Raw genomic sequence first — 23,439 nt, 5'->3', positions numbered from 1 at the left:
GTAACCTTTGCTTCGTGCTGACGCCGATCTCGAATGCGGATGCGGCACTTCCCGCACAGGCAACGCTGGATGCCTACTGTTACCAGTACCGTTACGACCGGCGGAACCGGATGACACATAAAAAAGTCCCTGCCAAGGGGATGGAATACTTCAACTATAACCCGCTGGACCAGCTGGTATTCCACATGTCGGCCCGTGATTCGACGGAGGCTTACAGTGTATTCCCCAACGAGAGCGGAAAAAAATACCACCGCTTCTACAAATACGACGGGCTGGGGCGGATGATCATCACGGGCTGGGAGAAGGGCCGTGTAGGGACGCAGGCGGAGATCGACCGGTGGATATCGGCGCACCCGACCCATTGGGAGCAGCGCAGCAGTGCCACGGGCAATCTGCATGGTTATACCAATAACGCCATGCCGCAGGATGCCTCACTTTTCGATATATTGGAGGTAAACTACTACGACCGCTATGACGGCATCGGCCTGCCCGACAATCTCAATAAGACTACGGCGGCAGGTGTCTCGGCAAAGATCCAGGGATTGCTGGTCGCCAAAAAGACAAAGGTGATCGGCTCGAATAATGTTTACCTATGGACGGTGTACTACTATGACGAGCGGGGCGACAATATACGGACGCTGAGCCAGCATTATAAAGGCGGGGCCTATAACCTGAACAATTATGACGATATCATCAACGAATATACCTTTACGCACAAGCTGAAGAAGAGCACCCGCAACCATTATGCGGGTGCTGCCACGGCAGCGTTGACGGTGACCACGGAATATACCTATGATCACCGTGACCGGTTGCTCGATACCTGGAAGACGGTAACGGGCGGGGCCAAAACGCTGGTTGCACGCAATGAGTACAATGAAGTGGGACAGCTGCGGGCAAAACAGCTGCACAGCGAAGACCAGGGCGGTACCTTCGGGCAGCGGATAGGCTATGCCTACAACGAACGGGGCTGGCTACGCTATGCCAATTCGGAGCTGATGCAGCTGCAGTTGCAGTACAATACCGGTACAGCGAAATACTATAACGGCAACATTGCCTACCAGACTTTCTCGCGGAAGCATACGGACGGAACCACCGCCGCCGGTACCTACAGTTATACCTATGATGCAATAAACCGGCTGCGTGAAGGGATCATGGCAGGCGGAAAGGGCCGTGAGGAGATCGCCTATGACAAACTGGGCAACATCACGGCGCTGAACCGCAGGGCGAGTGACGGACTGACTGCCGATAGTCTTGCCTACAGTTACAGTGGTGGACGGCTGGCCTCGGTGAATGACCGGAGTACCAATACCGGGGCTGCCTATATGCTGGCGGGGACAACGGCCTATACCTACGATGCCAACGGCAACATGAAGACACGGGTAAACTCGGCCAATACAGCGAACAACATTACGGCAACCGTTTACAATTACCTGGATCTGCCGCAGACGGTTACGGCAAACGGTACCACGGTAAGCTTCATTTACGATGGCAGCGGGCGGAAGCTGCGGAGCATCAACGGCATCAACGGGCAGACGCGGGATTATATTGACGGGATCGAGTACAGTGGCACGGCACTGGAACTGATCCATATGGAAGAGGGCCGGATACTGAAGGGTACAGGTGGCTACAGCTATGAATATATACTGAAGGACCACCTGGGCAATAGCCGCTCGGGCTTCAAGGGAACGGATGCCGTAGCGACCACGGCCAATTTCGGTTCGGATTATTATCCTTTCGGGTTGCAATACCAATTGAAAATCGGCCAACCAAGTCCAAAAAATAACTATCTTTACAACGGTCAAGAATTTCAGGACAAGCTGAAGGCTTATGATTTTGGATTCCGTTTCTACGATCCTGTTATAGGAAGGTGGGCAGGGGTAGATCCACTTGCAGAGAACCATCACGAATTTACGCCATATAACTATGTGTTGGGGAACCCGATAACCTATGGGGACTTTATGGGATTAGATACCATAAGAAGGGACGACAATAGAACGACACCAAAAGCTGGAGACGATATTCAAGGGGATGATGGCAGTTTGAATAGCACACCCATTGATGCTGCGGTTGTTACAGCGAGTGCAGGTCCTTTGGCGATTAGTATCACTGGTCCTGATATTGGACCAGTGAGCGGTTTTTGGAATCGAGCAGGAGTGTATACATTTGGGCGAAGCCAGAACGGTTTCAGTTACGATGTAAATGGTAGATCTTTAGGAAGGACTCCATTAATGGGACTGCCTCCTGATTTCGGAATAGGTAAGCCTACGGCGCTGATAAACTTGCTAAAGAGAATAAGGGGTTTATTTGTTGCAAAGGGTGGAGGACAGCTTTTATTAACAGCTGGTAAATTACATCGACATCATGTTTTACCTCAACAATTTAGAAAATGGTTTGCTCAACGCGGTATTTCAAATATAGATGATTATGCTATTCAAATAAGTCAGTCTACCCATTTAAAAGGGGTTCATGGTAAAGGGTTAGGAGCACAACTTCCAGGTGAATGGAATAAACAATGGATTGATTTCATAAAAGCAAATCCTAATGCTTCACCTTCTGAAATATTTCATCACGCAGAGGGGTTATTGAAAAGATATGGATTGGAACATTTGCAATATGTCCCCTATAAGTAATTTCCTTAAAAAAGATTATGAAAAATATTTCGTTAGATAAAGAACCTATAGAATTATTACCTAACATTAAATATATTGTTATAGACGCGATGTATATCAATGAGATAAGATTAGAAATTTCTAATCTTATAAATGAAGATATACTTAACGCAATCAGAAGTAACGTTTTTCCTTATACCGACACTCCTTTTGCAGAATATACACCCGAGGAAAGGGTGTTTACTCTTGATAAAATTAAAAAGGTTGATTATGATCAAATAGATCCCAAAGAGAGGAACGCGTTTTCTACAGATTCAGGTGCAATAGTTTTTGTTAATGAAAGAGTATTTGTCGATTTTACCTCAAAATTCGATTACAATGAGTTGGTGGATTCTTCAACCGAATTATTAAATGTGGCTTATTGGGGTTCTATCGTGAATAACTTCGACTTATCTGACATTGCCATTATTATTTCACCAGGGATAAATTCCGGGGTAGAGTTCGACGGCAGTGGTACTTATAAAATAGAATAAAGTGCTTTATTGCGGAAGCTGCTATGGGATTAGCTTCTGGTAAAACCAATAGATTTTTTGATGGTATTGTTCTGCTCACCGATGGGTAGGCAACGAGTAAAAAATGAGTTTAGGACAAATAGATTTAAGAGCGGAGTTTAATAACGGAAATATTAGGCAGTTTAATGTCGAATCCTGGTGCGTTTCAGAGCTTTATTGGTCTCAATTAAAAGATTTTGAACAGGACGTGTTAGAAAATGTAGTATAAATGTTTCTAATGATTGGGGCGATAAGGAGTTTAGCTATGGCGATTGGAATGAACTTAAATCAATTAATCTCACTTTGAATGTTGATGAATATTTCCGTGCGAATAAGTTTAATAAGAAAAAGATACAACTTGAGCTAATTCACAAAGGGATGATAATGATTGCCGAGCGTGAAGGCTGGGCTATAGATCCTTTATTAGATGCTTATAATAACTGCTTTGCAGTAGGCTTGGAATATAAGTTTTTTATAGGAGAAAAATTTAAGGCTTCACCTGACCGTAAGTATAAGATCGGATTATGGTGCGAGTGGGATATTGACTCTTTCAGGCTCTTCTGGGTGCTGTTCGATAAGCAGGGAAAAGAGATAGGCCGAGATGTTGTTGTATCGCTTGAACCGAATTGGGGAGAATTGGCGTATTACGTTAAGTGGAAATGGGCAGACAGTGTTACTCTCTTGGTAGAAAGTAAAAATGGTGCCCAAAAATGGCAAGTCAAACTTCCATTAGGTGATTAAAGAGGAAACTATAGGTTAAGTATATTGAGCCTAGCTACCCTGTCAGGTTTGCTTGAGTATTACTTGGAGGGTAACCACAGTCTGGAAACTATAAAGTGGTATTGATTACATTAAAAAAGGCTGCCATTGAAGTCAAACAAAACGCGGCGGTGCCGGAATATATATATATAATACTGCGAGTACTCTTATTACGAGTATGATGGATTTAATCAATCTGAACGAAATAACATATCCTAACGTATTTAAAGAATAGAACAAATGATTATGACTCAAGAACAATTTGTTGATGCGTTAAAGATTGCAGTAACAGAATCGTCTGTCGAAGGAGTTGTTTCTGCTCTGGAGAGTCCTCCGGGAAGAAAGCCGAAAGACCTATATAAAAAGTTGTCAGAATGGTATAACGGATTGGATGCTGCAGGCAAGAATATGGTTGTTGATATCGTAAAGCTGTCGGTAGATCATGGTGTTTTTGGCTTTTTATGTGTGATAGATGGCGTTAGGGCTATAGCAGATGGTGATAAAAACCGAGAGTTTGCTTTGATCTACAAGAATGGTGGCGGTGAATCTATATTGAATGACCCAAATGAGGACTATTTGCATGATCTGTATAACGCTGAATAAAGCTTAGGCCTAAAAAATATAGAGAAAACGCCTCGGCAAACTGCCGGGGCCTTTTTATTGCGCATGTTTCTGCTGCTTCTTTAAGATAATAGTTGCGGGTGTTTCTGTTGTAAGTAACTGATAATGAGATAGTATAGCTTTAACAGATAGTGTCTACTGAATTTGGAGAGATAGCGGGAAAGGTGAGGTAAAACAGTGGGCTCCATGCTGTTCTTCTTCAAGAATCCGTTTGCTTACTGACCAATAGGTTTCGACCATTGCAGTGTTGGTTGCTTTATAGGTTTTTTCCCTCGCTTGGTTTAGTAATTGTTTAATTTCTTAGACAAATTTTTTCATAGAGATTTATTTAGGTTTTCAACGGTTTATCGCTCACTCACTTTTTCAGCATATTTTTTGGGAGTTTTTTATTCCTTTTTGTTCTTTAAAGCTTTTTCCATTTGCTTTTTACTGTCTGGAGAGATAAACTTATAAATATGTCGCTTTCCGTCTTTCTTATTTGCATACTCCACATATTTTTTTAAACTACCAGTCTTGAACAATACCGTAATACGGTTGGCTCCAACTTGAGATCTTATCTCTTCGGGAAGTTCTTCGTGAATTGCATTAGGCGTAAATTCACCCGTTACGTCAATTTTTTTAAGAACCTCCATTGTGTAAAAGGGAAGTTCGAGATCAGTGTTTATTTCGACAGTTGAAGGCCCCTTTTCTAGACGTTCATTTATCGCATCAATAGTTCTTATCGGCAACTGTTCTTTTGGGAGAAACTTAATTCCTGGATTGCCAAATTGAAAATATCTCATACCAAAAACACCGGAAATTTTATTAGCCCTTTTTAGTCCGAGAGTTCTTTTCAAGTTTAAGATATTTTTTATATCGGTAGCATTAGTGCCGATCAATTTTCCTAAATCAGCCTCTTCCAACCCATAAAGTGATAATGCTTTCTCAATTCGATTTGCAAATTCTTTATCGGCATCATATTCTATTTTTTTCAAAATATATAATAATTTTGTTTTCTATATTTTATTGTTTATCTTTGTTTTGTATTGATAGCGACACACATTGAGTAGAGGATAAAGCTCTACTTGTAACGATGTCTTTCGTCTGCGAAAACGACCAAAAATGCCAGCGAAAAGACCGTGAAGTGCGCCCAATTTTTTGGATTTATTATCTTTGTTAAGATATTATCCAAAGGGCTGCCTTCATGTAAGTCTTGTATTGGCAATTTTCTTAACACTTGTGGTTATGAAAAAGGGTTACTTGGTCGTTTCCCGCAGATACAAGCTTTGAAGGTAGCCTTTTGTGTTTTTCAAAATGATCTTCAATTGCTTTCTTGGGACATCGTTTACATAAACTCTAAATATTATGAGAACGATACAAACCAAACCGACCACTTACCCAAACCGCAAATCATTTGCGAGGCTTACCATTAAGAATGGCGGGCTATGGGTGTATTCCAAACCGTTTAAAAATCACTTAAAGAACATAATTTCGTCACCCGAATAAGGTAGCCAAAAGATAAACAGGCTGTGGATAGCATAGGGGAGAAGCACAAAAAGCTCAACCCGAAGTAGGCTATAAAAAGCCATATCCTAGTCTGTCACCGATCCTATTCCAATAAGAAAACGATTGTTCGCTTAGGCTTGGAGTAGGTCAGATCTTTTGGTTATTGCAATTACCTCTAAAGATAGTGGCTTTCTTTCAAACCCGCAAATAATTGTGCCTTGTTAGTGACATGGGGTCGGTTTTTTTAAGATTTTAGCACCTAAATCGAATTAAATCGACCAAAATGAAAGCATTTTTACGCTTAATGGGAGGGGTGTGTGCTGTTGGGAAAGTATCAGTTCAAGCCCTCTCTGGAATATATAGAATAGGTACGGCGCGCAAGCGTTCGCTAATGATGCCTGCCTGCCGTAGGCAGGAGTGTGAGCGATTAGTGATAAATACTGTTTTTTTCTCAACGAGCAGTTTTTCGCTACGACCATTGCGTATACAAAAAAGTACTGAAAAAACTACCTGTAACTCGCGAGTTACAGGAAAATGGGGCTTAAGAAGGGTCAAAGGCATTTTTTGGTGCTTTTTTACCGCTAAAATTTGCATAAAAAAGTGCTGGAAAAGCACGTCTAGATACCTTTTTTCGTCGCAAAATCGGGCTTACGAAATCATGAAAATAGGAAGGCCATTGCACACCCTTAAACCTTACAGCTTACACCTTATACCTCTTAACTACCTTAAGCCCTATACCATATACCTTACAGCCTTAAACGTCTTGTTCTGTGTTTGTTTGGCACACGCCGGGCAGCGGGGTGTAGGCAACTCTGCTGCCACAGGCGTGGCTTTATCCACGGATTCCATTAAACCGCTACAAATAGGAAATACCATTCCGGAAGCTTTATGGCACATGCCTCTGCAAATGGTAAAAGCAGGGCAGGAGGGAAGTACCACGGTAAAGCTGAATGATTATAAAGGAAAGCTCATTATCCTCGATTTTTGGGCTACGTGGTGTACGGCCTGTATTGCCGCTATGCCAAAGGTGGATAGTGTAAGAGAGCGTTTTAAAGAGGAAATGGTGGTATTGCCCGTTACTTATGAGCGGGAAGATAAGTTGCTGCCTTTCCTACAAAGTAACCGAATAGTTAACGAACTAAAGTTGACCACTGTTTATGGGGACAGTATACTCAGCACGTATTTCGCGCATAAACTGATCCCGCATTACGTCTGGATTTATAAAAATAACTTTTATACAGCAACGAGGGCGAATGATATAAGTGAAACAAATATCAGGCAATTGCTTTCAAGTGACGAGATACATGCACAACAGAAAGTGGATATACTTGATTTTAATGCGCAAATTCCTCTGCTGTGTAATGTGGCAAACAAAGAGTTTGCAGTAAAAGGATTTAACAATGTAAGCTTTTGCAATGAAATAGACGGGCTGGGAAGTAAAGAGGGTGTGTCAAAATTAAACAACCTGACACGTAGATACTTTATTAACCGTCCGCTTAAAGAACTTTATCGCAGGGCATTGAACAGCCCGCATGAACGGCTCGTATTTGAATTGCCCGGCCAACCGTTTACGGGCGAAAGCCTTTTCTGTTATGAGCAGGTCACAGCGGGGGATGTTGTGGCACAAAATGAAGCAATGCTTGTCGACCTGAATAACCGTTTAGGTCTTTGCCAACGAAAAAAAAGGCTCTATAACAGCATGCTGCGAAAAACTGAACCGGTAATTATTATCTCAGCCAAACCTAAACGAAATTAGTATGTACAATAACCTTACGAAAGCCTATAGATCGGTCGGTTTTTGCATTACACTCTTCTTTGCGAGTTTCACCGTCAAATTATACGCACAAAATAGTGCACCCCCTAACGAGACAATTGTTGGAACTGTCCTTGATTCAATCTCCGGTAAATCGCTGGAAGGCGTTAATATTAAAGAGGAAACTTCGGGTAATTCGGCTGTATCGGCCAACAACGGTAGCTTTTCGATACGTCCCGCAGGTACAGCTCATATTGCACTTAGTTTTACATTTTTAGGTTACGAACCCAAAACGATCATTATTCGGGATTTGACAAATGCCGACACCTTGTTGGTCGTCTTAACTCCACGAATGGTAGGCCTTCAGGAAGTAGAGATTGTTAATACGGGCTACCAGAAAATACCAAGGGAGCGGGCTACGGGGGCCTTTACCTTTATCGATCGGAAAAACTTAAACCTGCAGATCGGGGCAGACGCTTTGCAACGGCTGAAAGGGATCAGCAACAGCGTGCTGTTTGATGAAAACAGCAATAGGACGCCAGTTACCGTACGTGGGCTAAGTACCATTAACGGCCCCAAGAACCCATTGATTATAGTGGATGATTTTCCTTACGAAGGTGATCTGGCGAACCTGAACCCCAACGATATCGAAAATATCAGTATTCTCAAAGATGCTGCCGCCGCCTCTATCTGGGGCACTCGCGCAGGCAACGGAGTTATTGTAATTACTACAAAAAAAGGAGCAATTGCAAAGCCTACCTCGGTCTTTTATAATAGCAACGTTAATGTAATAAGTAAACCGGATCTGTACTACTACGACCAAATGTCAACAGCTGATTTTATTGAAGTGGAGACGGTACTGTTCAACCAGGGTTTTTATGACCAACGTGAAATTGATATAAACAGGTTAGCGCTTTCGCCGGTTGTAGAATTATTGATCCTTAACCGGGATGGAAAACTAACAGGCGACATGCTCAAAGAGCGTTTGGCGCATTTGAGTGGACGAGACGTGCGACGTGATTTTGATCAGTACATTTATCGGACGGGAGTGAACCAGCAACACGCTTTAAGTCTCAGTGGTGGTTCGCAAAAAGTTAGTTACTACCTCTCCGGAGGTTATGATCGCAACGTGGGTACCTTGGGCGAAAAATTTACAAGGACTAACCTGAAAGCCAATCATACTATTAAGCTGATCGATAAACTGAATGTCAATACGACGTTGAGTTATACGCGCAATTCGGGAAGTTCCGGAAGACATGGCTATAGTGGGGTATCCAACGTGGTCAATGGAAGGACGATTTACCCCTATACAGACCTAACAAAGCCCTTGGACATCTATCGGAAGCCGTTTACCGACACCGTTGGACAGGGGCTTTTACTTGATTGGAAATATTATCCCTTAACGGAGAGTTCCAATGCATACCAATCAAGCAAATTAGAGCACCTGCTCGCGACTGCTTCAATGGAGTATGCCATCGCAAAGGGCTTACGTGGCAGTATCAGGTATCAATATGAGAAGCAATTAGGTGAAACCGCTGACCTGCAGAATGAAAATAGCTTTATTGCACGCGATATGATCAACCGGTTCAGTGTACTTAACTATAATAACCATAGTGTGAAATATATTGTTCCCAAGGGAGGGATTCTGTCCAATACGTATGAAACCGTTCGTGCTTCGAATGCCCGCGCGCAATTGAACTATGATATTACCACCGGAAGGCATGACTTCCATGTACTGGGCGGGGCCGAAATCCGTGAAATTGTTACGACTTCCAACAGTTATAGGAATTATGGATACGATGAGGATTTGTTGACCTACGGAAAAACGGACTACCTGAACGGCTATACGAACTTGGTTACCGGCTCGCGGGAGTTCATTCCCGATGGCGTGAGTGCATCGGAAAGGACACTGCGTTATACCTCGCTGTTTGTCAACGCTTCTTATACTTATCAAAATAAATATACCTTATCAGCAAGTGCACGTAAAGATGCTTCCAACCTTTTCGGCGTAAAAAGCAATGAAAAAGGGGTTCCTTTATGGTCGTTGGGAGCGAAGTGGGATGTAGCCAAAGAATCTTTCTTTCGCTCGGAATGGCTTGATTACTTTAGCCTGAGATCCAGTTTTGGCTATAGCGGTAATGTGGATAACAGCCGTTCTGCCGTTACAACTATTAGCTATCTGGGTGCAGGTGCTACTTTTACAAACTTCCCGCAATCGAATATCAGTCAATTTCCCAACCCTGAGTTGAGATGGGAAAAGATCGCAACGTGGAATATCGGAGTCGATTACTCCATCGGAAGCGGATTTTTAACGGGAAGTATCGAATATTATGGTAAAAAGGGAACGGATCTATTCGGTGTAGCACCTAATGATTATACAAACGGGCTGGGCACCGTGGTGAAGAATGTGGCTAATATGGTGGGTAGGGGTGTGGACTTGCAGATGAATGGGCGGTGGATAAAGGGAGCGGTTAATTGGAATACGGGTATTAACTTCAATTATAATACCGACCGTGTCACGCGTTATTATCTGAACTCGAGATTGGGTAGTTTTTATCTAAGTGACGGTCAGTTAATAAGCGCAATAGAAGGGAGACCGGTGTACGCTATACTTTCGTATGCATTTGCAGGTGTAAGTAATGTGGATGGCTCGCCTTTGGGACTCCTAGATGGTGAACCTTCTTCAGATTATCTGGCTATTTCTGCACAGACATCAGTGGATGAGCTCGCTTTCGGAGGAAATGCCCTGCCTAAGTATTTCGGCAATATTCTTAACACTTTTACGTACAAAAATTGGTCGCTCGCAATCAACATCAGTTATAAATTAGGTTATTTCTTCAGAAGAACCGGTATCGATTACTACGGGCTATATAACTTTGGTCGCGGGCACAGAGATTTTGCGAAGCGATGGTTAAAACCGGGAGACGAACTTATTACTGATGTCCCTTCAATGATTCCGAATGCATCGAATGAAAGATCGTCTTTCTACAATAATAGTACGGCCTTGGTAACCGATGGCAGTCATGTCCGCCTGCAATTTGTGAATCTTTCCTATAGATTCACGGCACCATGGCAGTCTGAAGCTTCCAAAGGCAATGTCGAGTTATTTGCGAACTTTTCCAACATTGGCTTATTATGGAAGGCTAATAAGCAAGGCATTGATCCGGACTTTCCTTTAATGCCAAACCCTAAAACCTACGCGCTCGGTATACGTGCACAATTTTAATGCTATGAAGAAAACTATACTTTATTGTTTATTACTGCTGTTATCTGGCTTATCTGCATGTAAAAAATACCTTGATGAAAAGCCTGATAAAAAGCTGCAGGTACCCAGTACCTTGCAGGATCTATGGTCGCTGCTTGACAGGAACGAGATTATGAATAGGAGTGCTCCATGGTTAGGTGAAGCAAGTGCCGACGATTATTATTTGTTGCCTGCAGATTTCGATAGACTATCGGCCCATCAACGGAATCTTTATACCTGGCAATCGCCTTCTATTCAAGATGCCACGCCCAATAACTGGAGTGATGTGTACAAAGTAATTTATTACGCCAATGTTGTGTTAGACGAATTGCCCAAAATTAAATCAACGGATCAGACTGATTATAATGCATTAAGGGGAAGTGCGCTTTTGTTTAGGGCTAAAGCATTTTTGGATGCCCTTTGGATCTGGGCAGGGGCTTACGACGCAACGAATGCGAATCATGCGCTTGGTATACCGCTACGATTGAGCTCGAGCGTTAATGAACCTACCGTTAGAGCAAGTGTGAAGGAGGGATATGAACAGGTGCTTAAAGACCTAACGGAAGCGGCTGATCTATTGCCGGAAATTGCTGATCATCCAATGAGAGCATCGAAAGCTGCGGCCTTTGGCCTGTTGGCCAGAACGGCACTTAGTATGCGTGAATATGAAATGGCCGGCACGTATGCCGACCGTGCGCTTCAATTGACTGATAAGTTGCTTGATTTCGAAGATTTAGATATCGGCGCCAATTATCCAATTGAACGATTTAATGAGGAAGTTGTTATGCATTTTAGGTGTTCAGCTTCATTTTCATCGAGTATGAAGGTAGATACATCGCTGTATAGTCTATATGAAGACGGGGATTTAAGAAAGGATATTTATTTTCGTAAAAATTCCGATAACAGCCATAGTTTTAAGGGGAGCTACGATAATACATTTTATCTATTTTCGGGTGTAACTACCAGCGAACTTTTGCTTACACGGGCTGAGTGTTATGCCAGAACCGGAAGACCTGAAGAGGCGCTTAATGATGTGAACAATTTAAGACGGATGCGGTTCAGAAAATCTCAGTATCAACCGTTAGTGAATGATGAAAATCTGTTGGTCAATATTTTAACAGAAAGACGAAAAGATTTGCTAATGCGCGGCTTACGGTTCATCGATATTAAAAGATTGAATAGAGAAGGCCAAAATATTATTCTGAAACGAGTAGTGAAGGGAGAAGAATATTTACTGGAACCTAACAGCGGCCGATATGCATTGTCAATACCGCAGATTATTGTTGATATAACAGGTATACCTCAGAACTGAGACGAGAATGAGATCCTAGGGCATACCAGCCCTAGGATGTAACCGGCCTTTGGAAATTCGGCAGCGCTTAGTTCTTGAATTCCTTATCCAGGATTTGGTCGGAATCTCTTACATTGCCGGTAATCTCAGAAAAGTCCGGGCGACCATTAGCACCTTCCGGAGCGGAGATAGTGCAAAGAACATTTGTTCCATCGCAGGCTTGTGGAGAAGGACCTTCCTGCCAGTTGTTCGGGTTGTTTTCTCCTGAAGGATCATTCAACATATAGTGATAAGTTTTATATGCTCTTGTTTCCTTCTTAGGTTCTGGAACACGCGCATCGTTACTATCCTTATCGGATGCATGTAATGTCAAGCTCATAAATAAAGCCATTGCCGCAATTGCTGAGGTACGTAGCCCCATTTTTTGTGAAATTAACATGGTTTTTCTGCATTTAAGGGAAATGCTACCTTTAAGTTTATACAATATTTGTTTTAGAATCGAGGCATCTTCAGGTCAGCCAAACCTTTCGGCCTGTTTACTGCAAACGAGGGTCGAAATTATATGAAGTACCGGCCTACCCGGAAATACTGCAAATTTTCTGTTGTGGATGGTTAAGTAGTTTTTCATAATGAATAGTTTTCATTTTTAGGGATAAAATTAGCTTATATCGATACCGGCTGTTTGCGGAAAGCGGCTTTATGAGTTGCGGAAAGTGGCTTTGCGGCTGTCTATCCTTTCTGTATACGGTATGCGCTCGGACTAAGACCGTAAAAGGATTTGAAGGCATTTGTGAAGCTTGCTATACCGGAATAACCTAATAGATGCGCTACTTCCGAAATGGTGTAACGGCTATCGTCAAGAAGTTCCGTCGCGCGCTTCAGCTTTGTTTGCTGAATGTACTGCCCCAATGAGTTGCCGTAAATTTCGCAGTGGATTTTTCGCAACCATCTTTCTGATATCTTGTAATGATGTGCCAACTGGTTTATGGTTTGCACCTGTCCATGCTGTATCTGTAGTTCAATAGCGCTGCGAATAGCTTCTACTTTTTGATTTCTGTATGTTGAGTCGGTCACTACGGACTGCATATCTTCTTGGTTTAGAATGAGTAAATTGAAACAGAGTTCGTATACTTTTAAATCCATAGCCAACCGTTTTAGGGGCGGTAAAGCAAAGAAGTTGAGTAACCGCAGCATAATATGTTCGCTTATGGGGAACTGTTTGTTGTGCCTAACATTTGCAGCCTTTTCTTTCCAGTTTCCCAACAGTTTTTCGAAACCGCGCCACTCTTTTTTCCCATGCCGTAGAAGCCAATTTGGCTTAATCACAAAATAGAACAGCTGGTGTTTCCCCTTATCAAAATGGGTAAGGTACCGGCCTTGAGGTACGTATACCTGTGTATAGTGCACTTCTTGGCTTTGCAGTACTTTTTGTGCCTTATTGGATGTGTGGATGCTGTACGTGCCTTTTAATTGGTAAAGCCAATACAAATCGGATAGCTTGCAATGTATGGGTACTTCTACCGGTGCCTCTGCATGCACATCAGCTAGGCAGATAAGCGCGTCGGGTGCGTCGTAATATTGCTCAAGTACGGAAAATTGATCGCTTTGCCAGTAGTTTACATCGGCTAATGTTAAACGGTACGGGGTGGTGGCGGGCACGCGCTCGCTGTAGAGTAAATATCCTTGGTTGTTGGTTGGTAAATCAATATGTACGGTTTTGAGCATAGGCCTAACGGGTTCTTTTTGATAGGCTTAAGTTCTGAATTATGAATGCTTTTTGGAGAATTAGATATTACTATGCAGAATTTGGGGATTAGATGGCAACTTTTTTGGGATGGAAGTGTGTTTTTTAGTGATGCCCGCCTGCCGGTAGGCCGGAATGATGAATTATGAGCGATGAATTTTCTTAGTTGTGAGTTGCCGGTTGTGAGTTTTGAGAAAGGTTCTTGCGACTGAAAGCTGAAAAGGAGTGATGGATAATGAATAGCTTAAAGCCTAAAGCTGACAGTCTTATTAGTAACAGTGGCCTATGTTTGTAAATGAATGAGCCAATGTGATAATGGGTTTCCAGCTCACAGGTTCCCTTGTTCACTGTTTAGGGAGTAGTTAGTAGGGAATAGTTAAATTGTCGAATGCGGAATTTTGAGTTTTGAAGAGTATTTGCAGATGCTAAATTAGGGGTGTATTGCCGTTATACCGCTCTTTGCCAGCTCATCAACCCATTCGGGAGATAAGTTCATGTCAATTAGCACTTTCATGCTATAGCTAAAGGTACTTCAATTTCTTCTGAGCGCCAAGCTGCATAGGCTAACGCTTCCTTTAAATCTTCAATTTGGAGGTAGGGGTACATTTTCAAGATATCCTCATTAGAATATCCTGAGGCTAATAAGCCAATTATAGTACCAACTGTTACCCTTACACCTTTTATGCAAGGTTTTCCTCCCATTACAGCCGGATCTAGGACTATGCGTTCTAAATTTTTCATCCGTTTAATTTTTTATTGGCGATGAAGCTGTCATGATCTAATCATTCCATTGTGTGATTTTTGCGGATCATGACGGTTTCTAATGCAAATATACTCAATTCTTTTTATTAGGTAATAGTTATTCGGGAGTAGTTAATAGTGTCTTGTTCCCAGCTCCCAGGCTCCTATGTTCACTGAGGAGTTGTGAGTAGGGAATAGGGAGTCGTGAGTATGACAGGTTCCCATGCTCACAATTTCCCTTGTTCACTATTTAGGGAGTGGTTTTTTAGTGATGCCCGCCTGCCGGTAGGCCGGAATCAGGAATTATGAGCGATGAATTTTCTTAGCTGTGAGTTGCCGGTTGTGAGTTGTGAGAAAGGTTCTTGCGACTGAAAGCTGAAAAGGAGTGATGGATAATGAATAGCTTAAAGCTTATAGCTTACGGCCTATTCGTAGCAGTGGCCTATGTTTGTAAATGAATGAGCCGATTCCCAACCCACCTGTTCCCCTTTCACTAATTAGTTGACGGTTTTTGCCGGTTAGATGGGAGAATTTTGGCCTTTTATGTCAATTGGCTTGCAACAACGGTAAGGTAAAAAAATTCTTTTCGTTTCTTTCTCCGAAGCCTCACTTTTGGATTGTGATCACCAGAAAAACCTTCTGCTTGGCCAGACAAGAGGTCGGAAGTACCCTCATCCGTAAATAGGGTTATGTTTAAAATTTAATGGTAGTTAACATGTCACAGTTGCAAATTGAACTGATCAGTCGGGTATTGCCTATTCTAGGAGCACCACTTTCATTAAACCAGCTCATCGAGCGGAATGAGTTGAACGATGATGAAAATAAATGCCCGTTTGAAATTTTTTAACTAAACCGGAGGATGCCCACGCATCCTCCTCTGTTTCAATTTTTAAGAACTAAAAGTATGAATACTTATCTGGAAAAAATTCAACCTCTTGTTGCTAAATATGCAAATGAAGAACTATTCAATAATGACGTCATCATTCGTTCTTTTGCTTTCTTCGGTGCGCAATTGCAGGCTTTTGAAACGGGTGTGGAACCGAAAAAATTGCTTCAACTGTTCCGTTGTGCACGCCTCCATCAGGCCCTGAATTTGTTTGATCAGGATAAACGGGAAGCCTTAGCGCTATTTGATCAGCCTGCTTGGTATAAACTGCGTAAGTACCTAGCCAAACCGGGTATTGTAGCAACGTATCATGTTGGTTCTTATCGTTTAATAGGCCGGTGGTTGATGCAACAAAAGCTTCCCTTTGTTTTGCTTGTAGCAACGCGCGTGACTAAGCAAACGGCTTTTTCAACTTACCTGCAAAGGAACAAACGACAGGGTTTTCAATTGCCGCCTATTTTACTGGCGGAAGATCCTCACGTAATCCGTAAAATGTGTAACTATATTAAGCAGGGTTTTTACATACTGACTTATGTGGACGGTGGGCGTGGATGTTTTACGGATATTGACTTGGATAGGCTGGCCCCCGTTCCCTTTTTCAGCGGAAAACTTTATATTCATCGCGGCATCCCCTTGCTGGCCAGACTGGCCGAATGCCCTATTTATCCCATCGTTGTCCCTAGGACGGCGGCACATGTACCAAAACTGATCGCGCATGATCCGATATATGTGGCATGGGATGAGAATACATTGGATCATTTGGATGCCGTTTTATGTAAACTTTTCGGCATATTGCAAGATACGTTAACACAAAGTGTTTATTTACACCAATGGGAGCATTGGCTCTCGGGGCAACCGACGGGAAGATATCGGAGAAATAAGAAATTGAGGATCGAGGAAGGTAACGCACATCGGTATTTCCCTTATCGCAGTACAAAACAATGTTATATGTTATGCGCCGACACCTTGATGAGCTACCGAATTAGTGAAGATCTGTACCACGATTTTGTAAATCTCCTCAAATACTTATATATTTAAAGTCCATACTACCTAAATAATTATAGAAGGTTACTGACCTGGGAGCTTAAATCTAACAAACACAGCTTATGATGAAATGGTTACCCAAAGTAAGCGCTAAGACTGTTTATGCTCATATAGCAGCATGGCTCGTTTACGTTCCGATTATGTACCGATATAACCTGAAGGCATATCCTGATCCGTCTATCGGCCGTATCATTGCATTGGTGATTTTGTTGGCGTTCACGTTTTACCTGATCTTGGCGCTGCTCTTTTGGTTGTTTCAACGAACGCGCAAGCGTCTCTTGATTATGCCGTTGCTGGGTGCTGTTGGCCTGTTTGTCTTATTTGCATGGGGCTATATTTATGTATTGGCCCCTGCTTTCGGCTGGAAAATTTATCGTGAGGATATTCCCTACTCACACAAACAGTTTGTGGCTAATGCTGGGCGCGTATTGAAAGAAATGGGTAAGTATGCGGCCATCTACTTTCTGTTTTATCATAATGTGCTAAAGAAAAGAAGATTGACTGCTTTGATGCTGCGGTTACGCAACTTACGTCGTGGTCTGCATCGTTATCGGTTAAAGGGAGAGGTTTCTAGGCTTTCGCCTCATTTTTTAATGAATACTTTTAACCACTGCTACTCGCTCGTTTGTGATTTGAGTGAGGCCTTGGGCCGTCGGATTTTCTACTTGGCAGAGATTCTTAAATATGGCATGAGCGAACAAAATAGCCGAGTGCTGCAAACGGTTACCTTAGAACGGGAAGTATCGGAGACTGCGAAATTATTGAAGGCTTATTACGGTGATGATAGCAGGAATGCACCAATCCGTTTGCTCTGCGCGGGCAATTATCGTGCTTTTCGCTTGCCTGCTTTTACGTTGATAAACTGTGTGGAGAATTTGCTGAAATATGCCGTACTTGATCACAGCCGACAGCAAGCGGTTCTTCGGGTGGTAACAGCAGGCGATACCTTACTGGTGACGGCAGTCAACGCAGTTAAGCAGGTCGAATCAAAAACGGTATCCAGCGGTTCGGGGCTAATTGACTTGAGAAATCGGTTACGGTACTTGTTGGGGGTGCATTTTACGCTAAGCTATTGGCGCGAAGGTGATCTTTTTATTTTATTTCTTGTTATTGAACGTCATTGATACTAAAGCAAATACAGAACAAACATGGACATCTTAACATGCGGTATTGTGGACGATGATCCCCAAGCGGTACACCTGCTAAATACATACCTCAGCAAAATGCAGAACGTTCGGCTGCTTTTTAAAACGAATGATGCTACGGAAGCTCTTGCTAAACTACGGAAATACCAACCGGATATCTTATTTCTGGATGTGGAAATGCCTGAGTTAACTGCTTTTGATCTGATTAAATGGGTAAATCCGGGTACAAAAGTGGTGCTTTGCACGGCTCATCGACAGTATGCTTACGATGGCTTCGAGCATCGGGTAGCGGACTTTCTGCTTAAGCCGGTCGATTTTGCGCGATTCTTCGACGTTGTTACCCGCCTACGTGAGTCGCAATTTCATGCCATTCTAAACGGTACACGGATTGCACAGGATTATTTTCTCGTGAATGCGAAAGATAAGCTAAAAAACTATAAAATCCTTTTTGAAGATATCCTTTATATGGAAGCCGTTGAGGGTGGGGTAAAACTTGTACTGCGGGAAGAGGAGATTATGGTGAGCGAATCCTTGACGCGGGTTTATCGCGCTTTGCCCAAGAACCTTTTTGTCCGTATTTCCAATGCTTTTGTTATTGGTACGGAATATTATAAAAACTATGCAAATGCTAAGGTTTATTTATATCACGTAGCTGAACCTTTTCCGATTTCTCGGATGAAACATCTTGCAAAAGATTTTTTTGACTGGCTAAATGAGCATAAGCTCTAGCTCCTGGGTTTTGCCTTTCTAATTTTAACCTTAAAACCATATGAATAAGATAGACCTATTGATTCAAAGCGTTGTGCAAATTCATAAGTTTCTGGAAAGCCTCACCGAGCAGTGTTTACCGCCTCGTCAACATTTACCCGAACGTTTGTTAAGTGCACAGGATGTAATGAATAAATTGAATATCAGTGAAGCTACTTATTATCGCTTTGTGAAGAAGGGGGCGCTTAAACCAAGGATGAAGGGGAGCCGACATTACTTCTATGAAGCCGATTTGGTGGAAGCGCTGGAAGAAAGCAAAAGACGCGGTAGAATTTAGTTCACGGTTCTTCGAGTTGCCGTCGACAGATGGTCGGGACTGCCTCGACACTGGCTTGAGACTGCTTCGGCAATCCGTTGCTTAGGCTTCGGCTACACTTCGCTTTTCCGTTGCATTTGCTCCTTGTGCTGTTCGGCAATTTATTGAGTTTTCTTCGAGCGGCTTCGACAAGGCTTCGAGAGCCTTCGAAGACCTTCGATTTTTTGCCGAACTTGCTTGGTTCCCGTCTGCTCCAAGACCGCCGTTTCTTTGCTTAAAATAAAAAATAAATCCCATTATTAAATGATTGTATGCTGTCATCTACGATCACCTGCTATCAATTCCTGTCATCTCCAATCATTAATTGCCGAGGCTGTTCTGTCGACCTATGTTTGCGTCAAGGATACAGAAATACCGGTATATACATGTGTCTGAATGAGTTGAAAATTTGTAAAACGTTTAAAAAGAAAACAAATGGGAAAATTTTTAAAGGGAATCAATGGTGCTTTTTCAGGTAAGGTAGGTAACAATATCGGTGCAAGATGGCGTTCAGTCGATTACATGCGAAGTTTGCCAAGGCCCTCAAATAAACCGGCAAGTGATGCCCAATTATCGCAACGGGCGAAATTTGGGATGGCGGTGGCTTTCTTAAGTCCGATTAAGGACCTCCTGAACATTGGCTTCAGCGATTTGCAGCAGACGAAGGCGACCGGTTACAACGTTGCCCTTAGGCAAATGTTGCAACACGGGGTAGTAGGAGATTATCCGAATTTGGAAATTGCCTATGAGCAAGTGAATTTGAGTCGTGGACGTCTGGCACCTCTTTTTGGTCTGGAACTCGCGGAAACAAGCCCTGGCGAAGCTACCTTAACCTGGCAACCTAAAATGAACAGATTCACGGCCTTTGCCGATGATGAGGTGATTGTACTGGTATACAACAAAAACAAAGCTTTTTTTGATATCATGGAGCAGTCCACACGGGCCGATGGCAACCTAAGCATCGAACTGCCAACGGTCTTTTCCGGCGATGAACTCGCTGTGTGGGTAATTATGGCACACCGTGAAGGTATTGTAACGTCCAACAGTCAATACGCAGGATCGATCACTGTGTCCTAAACTGCGCATAAGCGAACCGACCTCGGTCGGTTTGCTTTCGCTGACGAGTTTAGTTGTGCTTTGCGAGCGCCTACCGCTTATAGCCTATAGCATAAGGCTGATAGCTGACATCCGAAAGCCTGAAATAATTAGCCAATGTGATGATGAGCCAATGTGATGGCTGGATAGTAGCAGTGGCAGTAGCAGCAGTGCTTAATAGCGTCTAACGCTTATAGCTTATAGCCTACAGCATAAAGCCGAAAGCTGATGGCTGATAGCTAACACCTAATTCCTAACCCCTAAAAGCTAAATAACATGATTAAATTATTAAGAATCGCCGAAGGCACGAATACAACCCTCGGCCAGTTATACATCAATAATCTCTTCCAGTGCTATATCCTGGAAGATAAAATACGGGATGAAAAAATTCCCGGCGAAACGGCTATTCCGACCGGAACTTATCAATTGGGTTTGAATAAGTTGGCAGGTATGAATGCCAAATACCAAAGTCGATATAGTTCCATGCATAAGGGAATGGTAGAAATCAGGGGTATCCCGAATTTTACTTTGGTGTTCTTCCATATTGGCAATTACCATACGGATACGAGAGGTTGCCTATTAACGGGAAGCTATTATCAGCTCATTGACGGCGATTATCGGGTACTGCATTCGGCGGATGCGTATAAACGGGTGTATCCTTTATTAGCTGAATATGCTGCCGCTGGACGGAGTTTAGTTGTTGAGTAATTTCGTTTACTTTTTTTCCTTCAGCTGAAAAAAAGTAACAAAAAAAAGCCGCGGCTGAAATCTTCCTTCGAATGTTTCTGCTATTACTTAGCCTGTGGTTGCCGGAATATTTGAGGCCGATTTATCGAATATGATTAGATCTCCCTTCGAAATTACATACTTCGGAACGGCTATGCAACGGGGCTCTTGCGCGTAGGACAAAACGGCCTTCTAGGGTGAGCGTAAAGAAAATTCAATTGGAAGGGTAGGAAAAAACGTTATGCGAAGAAGCGAAGGAAAGGAAAAGAGAATTGGGGCGGCTCCGCAGAACGGTGTAAGGGAATTGAATTTTTAGCGAGACCTAGACAGCCTTGACTTTTGGTTCTTTTTGTCAAGAAAAAGAACATAAAATATGTTAGGAAAAGAAATTAAAAAAAAACAACCATGAAACCGAGATGTAAATAACATTGACACACGGGGGCAATGATAATTGACAAGTGTTTACATTTTCAGGTGTCAATGAGCTTCGCTGCCGCTTCGGTTATTTACTCGAGCTCTCATCAACCATTAAAAAGAAAATAAACGGATGAAATCATTAGAATTAATAACCTTGTTAGGTACGATCATCAGTATTTTATTATCAATCATAGCCTATTTCTTGAAGCAATTACACGGAAATTTCCGAAAAATGGAACAGGATGTAGCTTTAATGAAAGCAAGCATACAACTCTTGAAAGCGGATTTAAAAGCAAACTATAATTTACTGCGACAGCGGATGGAGTTTCTTGAAGAGAGGAGGAGTGATTGAGTAGCTTTTTATAAGTGATGAATTATGAGTGAAGTTTTTAGTTGCGCGTTGTGAGTTGCCAGTTGCGAGAGCCTAACGCTTATAGCCTACAGCGTAAAGCTGACAGCTGACATCCGAAAGCCAACAACCAATAACTAACAACTAATAACTAATAACGAACAACGAATAACCAATAACTAGTAACTAATAACCAAAAACGAAAATGAACGAAATAACAGAAAGAATCAAATCCCCAACACCGAAGTTCTTTAAAAAAATTAGAACGATCGGATTAACTTTAGGAGCGATAGGAGGGGCACTATTGGCTGCTCCGATCGCTTTACCGGCAACGGTAACTACCATTGCGGGTTACCTCGCTACGGCCGGTATTGTGGCTTCGGCGGTATCAAGCGTTACAAAAGAGGATAAGCCTTAGAAGTGAACACCTGGTTGCACAACCGGGTGTTTATTTTCTGTCTGGTGGTTATGGTTATATGCCCGCTTTTTAGTTATAAGTTCTAAGTGATACGTTTTAAGAAGAACCCTTTGCTACTGCGACTTCCGGTGCAACTATAATGACTTATTCTGATGGCTGAAAGCTGACTGCTGATAGCTTTTTAGTTATAAGTTTTAAGTGATAGGTTTTAAGTAGGAGCTTGTGCTAGTGCAACTGTCCATGCCACTGTAATTATGGAATCTTTTGTTTTCAAAAATTATTACTATTTTGGACGCCAGATTTAGCCGGAACCAATAATGCCTAAAGTGCCCAATGTGACAGGAGAAACCATTGCACAGCTTCGAAATGGAGATGAGCGAGCTTTTGAAGCGATTTATGAATCTTATCATCGCTTGATTTATCATTTTGCTTACAGCTTTCTGAAAAATGTGGAACTCAGCAAAGAAGTGACGCAGGAAACCTTTTTAAGTTTGTGGGTTAACCGGGAGAAATTAGATGAGTCTTTACCTTTATACCCCTATTTGTTTACGAAGGCTAGAAGGTTGACCATTGACGCCTTCCGGCGCTTGGCAAAACATCAACGGTTACAAGCTGAATGGACTGCGGCATTGGGCGAATCCAATAATGACACGGAGCAGCGGATGTTTCATCGAGAACTCGAAGTTATGACCGAAGCGGCTTTACAACAAATGCCTAAACAGCAACAACTGGTTTTCAGAATGAGTCGATCTGAAGGACTCTCTTATGAGGAAATTGCCGAAGAGTTACAGATTTCTAAAAATACCGTGAAGTATCACTTGGTGCAGTCTTTAAAGTTTCTGAAAGGTTTCTTTGCTAAGCATGGAATACTTTATTTTTTTGTTTTGACTTTGTTTATTTGATAAAAGGTTTTAGGTTCTTTTTATGTTCTTTATGCTTGACCATAAAGAACCAAACAGTCAAGGCTTATGTAGGCTTCCTTGCACCTGATGGCAAAGCATCACCGGCGCGTATTGGAGCCGTTTCATTTCTTCAATCCGCTTGGGCGGTGCAAGATGAACAGATGTGCAAATGCTTTGCTGCTCGTTGCGGCGGCATCCTCCAAGGCCGTTGTTCCCAGCGCGCTAAAGCCCCGTGTGATTTCGTTACACACAACCAATAACTAGTAACCAAATGACTAAACTACTTAACTGCCTCTCAATCCTGATTTCATCTCACTTTACAATATTTATGTTCTTTATGCTTGACCATAAAGAACCAAACAGTCAAGGCTTATGTAGGCTCCCTTGCACCTGATGGCAAAGCATCACCGGCGCGTATTGGAGCCGTTTCACTTCTTCAATCCGCTTGGGCGGTGCAAGATGAACAGATGTGCAAATGCTTTGCTGCTCGTTGCGGCGGCATCTTCCAAGGCCGTTGTTCCCAGCACGCTAAAGCCCCGTGTGATTTCGTTACACACAACCAATAACTAGTAACCAATAACTAATAACTAGTAACC

General features: G+C 42.6%; 22 protein-coding genes. 18 read left to right on the top strand and 4 right to left on the bottom strand.

Translation table 11 applies throughout. From position 1 onward, the window contains the following. Positions 1–110 precede the first annotated feature (110 nt). The 5 genes from M1D52_RS22050 (at position 111) to M1D52_RS22030 (ending at position 4,522) form a co-directional block, all read left to right on the top strand. Positions 111–2,630 carry an RHS repeat-associated core domain-containing protein gene (locus tag M1D52_RS22050; protein ID WP_437393741.1) on the top strand — a complete coding sequence of 840 codons (2,520 nt, stop codon included), beginning with the start codon at positions 111–113 and terminating at the stop codon, positions 2,628–2,630. Positions 2,631–2,647: 17 nt separating this feature from the next. Further along, the gene (locus tag M1D52_RS22045; protein WP_437393568.1) at positions 2,648–3,142 is read left to right on the top strand and encodes a hypothetical protein; all 495 of its coding nucleotides are present in this window, start codon (positions 2,648–2,650) and stop codon (positions 3,140–3,142) included. A gap of 103 nt (positions 3,143–3,245) precedes the next feature. Beyond that, positions 3,246–3,389: a hypothetical protein gene (locus tag M1D52_RS22040; RefSeq protein ID WP_437393567.1), complete on the top strand. Its 144-nt coding sequence runs from the start codon at positions 3,246–3,248 to the stop codon at positions 3,387–3,389. A gap of 149 nt (positions 3,390–3,538) precedes the next feature. Beyond that, positions 3,539–3,901 carry a hypothetical protein gene (locus M1D52_RS22035; RefSeq protein WP_437393566.1) on the top strand — a complete coding sequence of 121 codons (363 nt, stop codon included), beginning with the start codon at positions 3,539–3,541 and terminating at the stop codon, positions 3,899–3,901. Between the two features lie 264 nt (positions 3,902–4,165). Beyond that, positions 4,166–4,522, top strand: a complete 357-nt coding sequence (locus M1D52_RS22030; RefSeq protein ID WP_437393565.1) for a hypothetical protein — start codon at positions 4,166–4,168, stop codon at positions 4,520–4,522. A gap of 404 nt (positions 4,523–4,926) precedes the next feature. On the opposite strand, the gene M1D52_RS22025 is transcribed toward M1D52_RS22030, so the two are convergent. Then, complete coding sequence (locus M1D52_RS22025) at positions 4,927–5,514, bottom strand: hypothetical protein (RefSeq protein ID WP_437393564.1); 588 nt, start codon at positions 5,512–5,514, stop codon at positions 4,927–4,929. A gap of 1,169 nt (positions 5,515–6,683) precedes the next feature. Here M1D52_RS22025 and M1D52_RS22020 point away from each other — a divergent pair. Genes M1D52_RS22020 through M1D52_RS22010 form a run of 3 tightly spaced genes read left to right on the top strand, consistent with a single transcriptional unit; the run spans position 6,684 to position 12,334 of the window. Next, positions 6,684–7,781: a TlpA family protein disulfide reductase gene (locus M1D52_RS22020; RefSeq protein WP_457941590.1), complete on the top strand. Its 1,098-nt coding sequence runs from the start codon at positions 6,684–6,686 to the stop codon at positions 7,779–7,781. Between the two features lies 1 nt (position 7,782). Continuing rightward, positions 7,783–11,004 carry a SusC/RagA family TonB-linked outer membrane protein gene (locus tag M1D52_RS22015; protein WP_437393562.1) on the top strand — a complete coding sequence of 1,074 codons (3,222 nt, stop codon included), beginning with the start codon at positions 7,783–7,785 and terminating at the stop codon, positions 11,002–11,004. Between the two features lie 4 nt (positions 11,005–11,008). Further along, on the top strand, positions 11,009–12,334 hold the full coding sequence (locus tag M1D52_RS22010) for a RagB/SusD family nutrient uptake outer membrane protein (RefSeq protein ID WP_437393561.1): 1,326 nt from the start codon (positions 11,009–11,011) through the stop codon (positions 12,332–12,334). A 67-nt stretch (positions 12,335–12,401) separates the two neighbouring features. Here the strand turns inward: M1D52_RS22010 and M1D52_RS22005 are convergent, their stop codons facing one another. From M1D52_RS22005 to M1D52_RS21995, 3 genes are all read right to left on the bottom strand, one after another. Continuing rightward, on the bottom strand, positions 12,402–12,734 hold the full coding sequence (locus M1D52_RS22005) for a hypothetical protein (RefSeq protein ID WP_437393560.1): 333 nt from the start codon (positions 12,732–12,734) through the stop codon (positions 12,402–12,404). A 308-nt stretch (positions 12,735–13,042) separates the two neighbouring features. Next, on the bottom strand, positions 13,043–14,038 hold the full coding sequence (locus M1D52_RS22000) for a helix-turn-helix domain-containing protein (RefSeq protein WP_437393559.1): 996 nt from the start codon (positions 14,036–14,038) through the stop codon (positions 13,043–13,045). Between the two features lie 529 nt (positions 14,039–14,567). Continuing rightward, a complete protein-coding gene (locus tag M1D52_RS21995) occupies positions 14,568–14,798 on the bottom strand; it encodes a DUF433 domain-containing protein (RefSeq protein WP_013665159.1) in 231 nt (76 codons plus the stop codon). A 715-nt stretch (positions 14,799–15,513) separates the two neighbouring features. Between M1D52_RS21995 and M1D52_RS21990 the strand changes: the two genes are divergently transcribed. The 10 genes from M1D52_RS21990 (at position 15,514) to M1D52_RS21945 (ending at position 22,843) form a co-directional block, all read left to right on the top strand. Beyond that, the gene (locus M1D52_RS21990; protein ID WP_256377656.1) at positions 15,514–15,645 is read left to right on the top strand and encodes a hypothetical protein; all 132 of its coding nucleotides are present in this window, start codon (positions 15,514–15,516) and stop codon (positions 15,643–15,645) included. Positions 15,646–15,702: 57 nt separating this feature from the next. Then, positions 15,703–16,722, top strand: coding sequence for a lysophospholipid acyltransferase family protein (locus M1D52_RS21985; RefSeq protein ID WP_437393558.1), 1,020 nt, complete (start codon positions 15,703–15,705; stop codon positions 16,720–16,722). 68 nt (positions 16,723–16,790) lie between these two features. Next, positions 16,791–17,852, top strand: coding sequence for a histidine kinase (locus M1D52_RS21980; protein ID WP_437393557.1), 1,062 nt, complete (start codon positions 16,791–16,793; stop codon positions 17,850–17,852). A gap of 24 nt (positions 17,853–17,876) precedes the next feature. Beyond that, complete coding sequence (locus M1D52_RS21975; protein ID WP_130856079.1) at positions 17,877–18,602, top strand: LytR/AlgR family response regulator transcription factor; 726 nt, start codon at positions 17,877–17,879, stop codon at positions 18,600–18,602. Between the two features lie 40 nt (positions 18,603–18,642). Next, the gene (locus M1D52_RS21970; RefSeq protein ID WP_437393556.1) at positions 18,643–18,918 is read left to right on the top strand and encodes a helix-turn-helix transcriptional regulator; all 276 of its coding nucleotides are present in this window, start codon (positions 18,643–18,645) and stop codon (positions 18,916–18,918) included. 453 nt (positions 18,919–19,371) lie between these two features. After that, complete coding sequence (locus M1D52_RS21965; RefSeq protein ID WP_437393555.1) at positions 19,372–20,013, top strand: DUF6266 family protein; 642 nt, start codon at positions 19,372–19,374, stop codon at positions 20,011–20,013. Between the two features lie 294 nt (positions 20,014–20,307). Continuing rightward, a complete protein-coding gene (locus M1D52_RS21960; protein WP_437393554.1) occupies positions 20,308–20,739 on the top strand; it encodes a DUF5675 family protein in 432 nt (143 codons plus the stop codon). A 565-nt stretch (positions 20,740–21,304) separates the two neighbouring features. Continuing rightward, positions 21,305–21,526, top strand: a complete 222-nt coding sequence (locus tag M1D52_RS21955; protein ID WP_013665150.1) for a hypothetical protein — start codon at positions 21,305–21,307, stop codon at positions 21,524–21,526. A gap of 202 nt (positions 21,527–21,728) precedes the next feature. After that, positions 21,729–21,941 carry a hypothetical protein gene (locus M1D52_RS21950; RefSeq protein ID WP_437393553.1) on the top strand — a complete coding sequence of 71 codons (213 nt, stop codon included), beginning with the start codon at positions 21,729–21,731 and terminating at the stop codon, positions 21,939–21,941. Positions 21,942–22,258: 317 nt separating this feature from the next. Next, positions 22,259–22,843: an RNA polymerase sigma factor gene (locus M1D52_RS21945; RefSeq protein ID WP_437366219.1), complete on the top strand. Its 585-nt coding sequence runs from the start codon at positions 22,259–22,261 to the stop codon at positions 22,841–22,843. The last annotated feature ends 596 nt before the right edge of the window (positions 22,844–23,439 follow it).

The organism is Olivibacter sp. SA151 (genome assembly GCF_054130995.1).
Note: the sequence above shows the minus strand (reverse complement) of the source record. Positions and strands in the feature narration are given on the sequence as shown.

Coding starts and splice junctions, on each gene's coding strand:
- M1D52_RS22050 (WP_437393741.1), top strand. CDS start 111: ATGACACATAAAAAAGTCCCTGCCAAGGGGATGGAATACTTCAACTAT.
- M1D52_RS22045 (WP_437393568.1), top strand. CDS start 2,648: ATGAAAAATATTTCGTTAGATAAAGAACCTATAGAATTATTACCTAAC.
- M1D52_RS22040 (WP_437393567.1), top strand. CDS start 3,246: ATGAGTTTAGGACAAATAGATTTAAGAGCGGAGTTTAATAACGGAAAT.
- M1D52_RS22035 (WP_437393566.1), top strand. CDS start 3,539: ATGATAATGATTGCCGAGCGTGAAGGCTGGGCTATAGATCCTTTATTA.
- M1D52_RS22030 (WP_437393565.1), top strand. CDS start 4,166: ATGACTCAAGAACAATTTGTTGATGCGTTAAAGATTGCAGTAACAGAA.
- M1D52_RS22020 (WP_457941590.1), top strand. CDS start 6,684: ATGAAAATAGGAAGGCCATTGCACACCCTTAAACCTTACAGCTTACAC.
- M1D52_RS22015 (WP_437393562.1), top strand. CDS start 7,783: ATGTACAATAACCTTACGAAAGCCTATAGATCGGTCGGTTTTTGCATT.
- M1D52_RS22010 (WP_437393561.1), top strand. CDS start 11,009: ATGAAGAAAACTATACTTTATTGTTTATTACTGCTGTTATCTGGCTTA.
- M1D52_RS22005 (WP_437393560.1), bottom strand. CDS start 12,734: ATGGGGCTACGTACCTCAGCAATTGCGGCAATGGCTTTATTTATGAGC.
- M1D52_RS22000 (WP_437393559.1), bottom strand. CDS start 14,038: ATGCTCAAAACCGTACATATTGATTTACCAACCAACAACCAAGGATAT.
- M1D52_RS21995 (WP_013665159.1), bottom strand. CDS start 14,798: ATGAAAAATTTAGAACGCATAGTCCTAGATCCGGCTGTAATGGGAGGA.
- M1D52_RS21990 (WP_256377656.1), top strand. CDS start 15,514: ATGTCACAGTTGCAAATTGAACTGATCAGTCGGGTATTGCCTATTCTA.
- M1D52_RS21985 (WP_437393558.1), top strand. CDS start 15,703: ATGAATACTTATCTGGAAAAAATTCAACCTCTTGTTGCTAAATATGCA.
- M1D52_RS21980 (WP_437393557.1), top strand. CDS start 16,791: ATGATGAAATGGTTACCCAAAGTAAGCGCTAAGACTGTTTATGCTCAT.
- M1D52_RS21975 (WP_130856079.1), top strand. CDS start 17,877: ATGGACATCTTAACATGCGGTATTGTGGACGATGATCCCCAAGCGGTA.
- M1D52_RS21970 (WP_437393556.1), top strand. CDS start 18,643: ATGAATAAGATAGACCTATTGATTCAAAGCGTTGTGCAAATTCATAAG.
- M1D52_RS21965 (WP_437393555.1), top strand. CDS start 19,372: ATGGGAAAATTTTTAAAGGGAATCAATGGTGCTTTTTCAGGTAAGGTA.
- M1D52_RS21960 (WP_437393554.1), top strand. CDS start 20,308: ATGATTAAATTATTAAGAATCGCCGAAGGCACGAATACAACCCTCGGC.
- M1D52_RS21955 (WP_013665150.1), top strand. CDS start 21,305: ATGAAATCATTAGAATTAATAACCTTGTTAGGTACGATCATCAGTATT.
- M1D52_RS21950 (WP_437393553.1), top strand. CDS start 21,729: ATGAACGAAATAACAGAAAGAATCAAATCCCCAACACCGAAGTTCTTT.
- M1D52_RS21945 (WP_437366219.1), top strand. CDS start 22,259: ATGCCTAAAGTGCCCAATGTGACAGGAGAAACCATTGCACAGCTTCGA.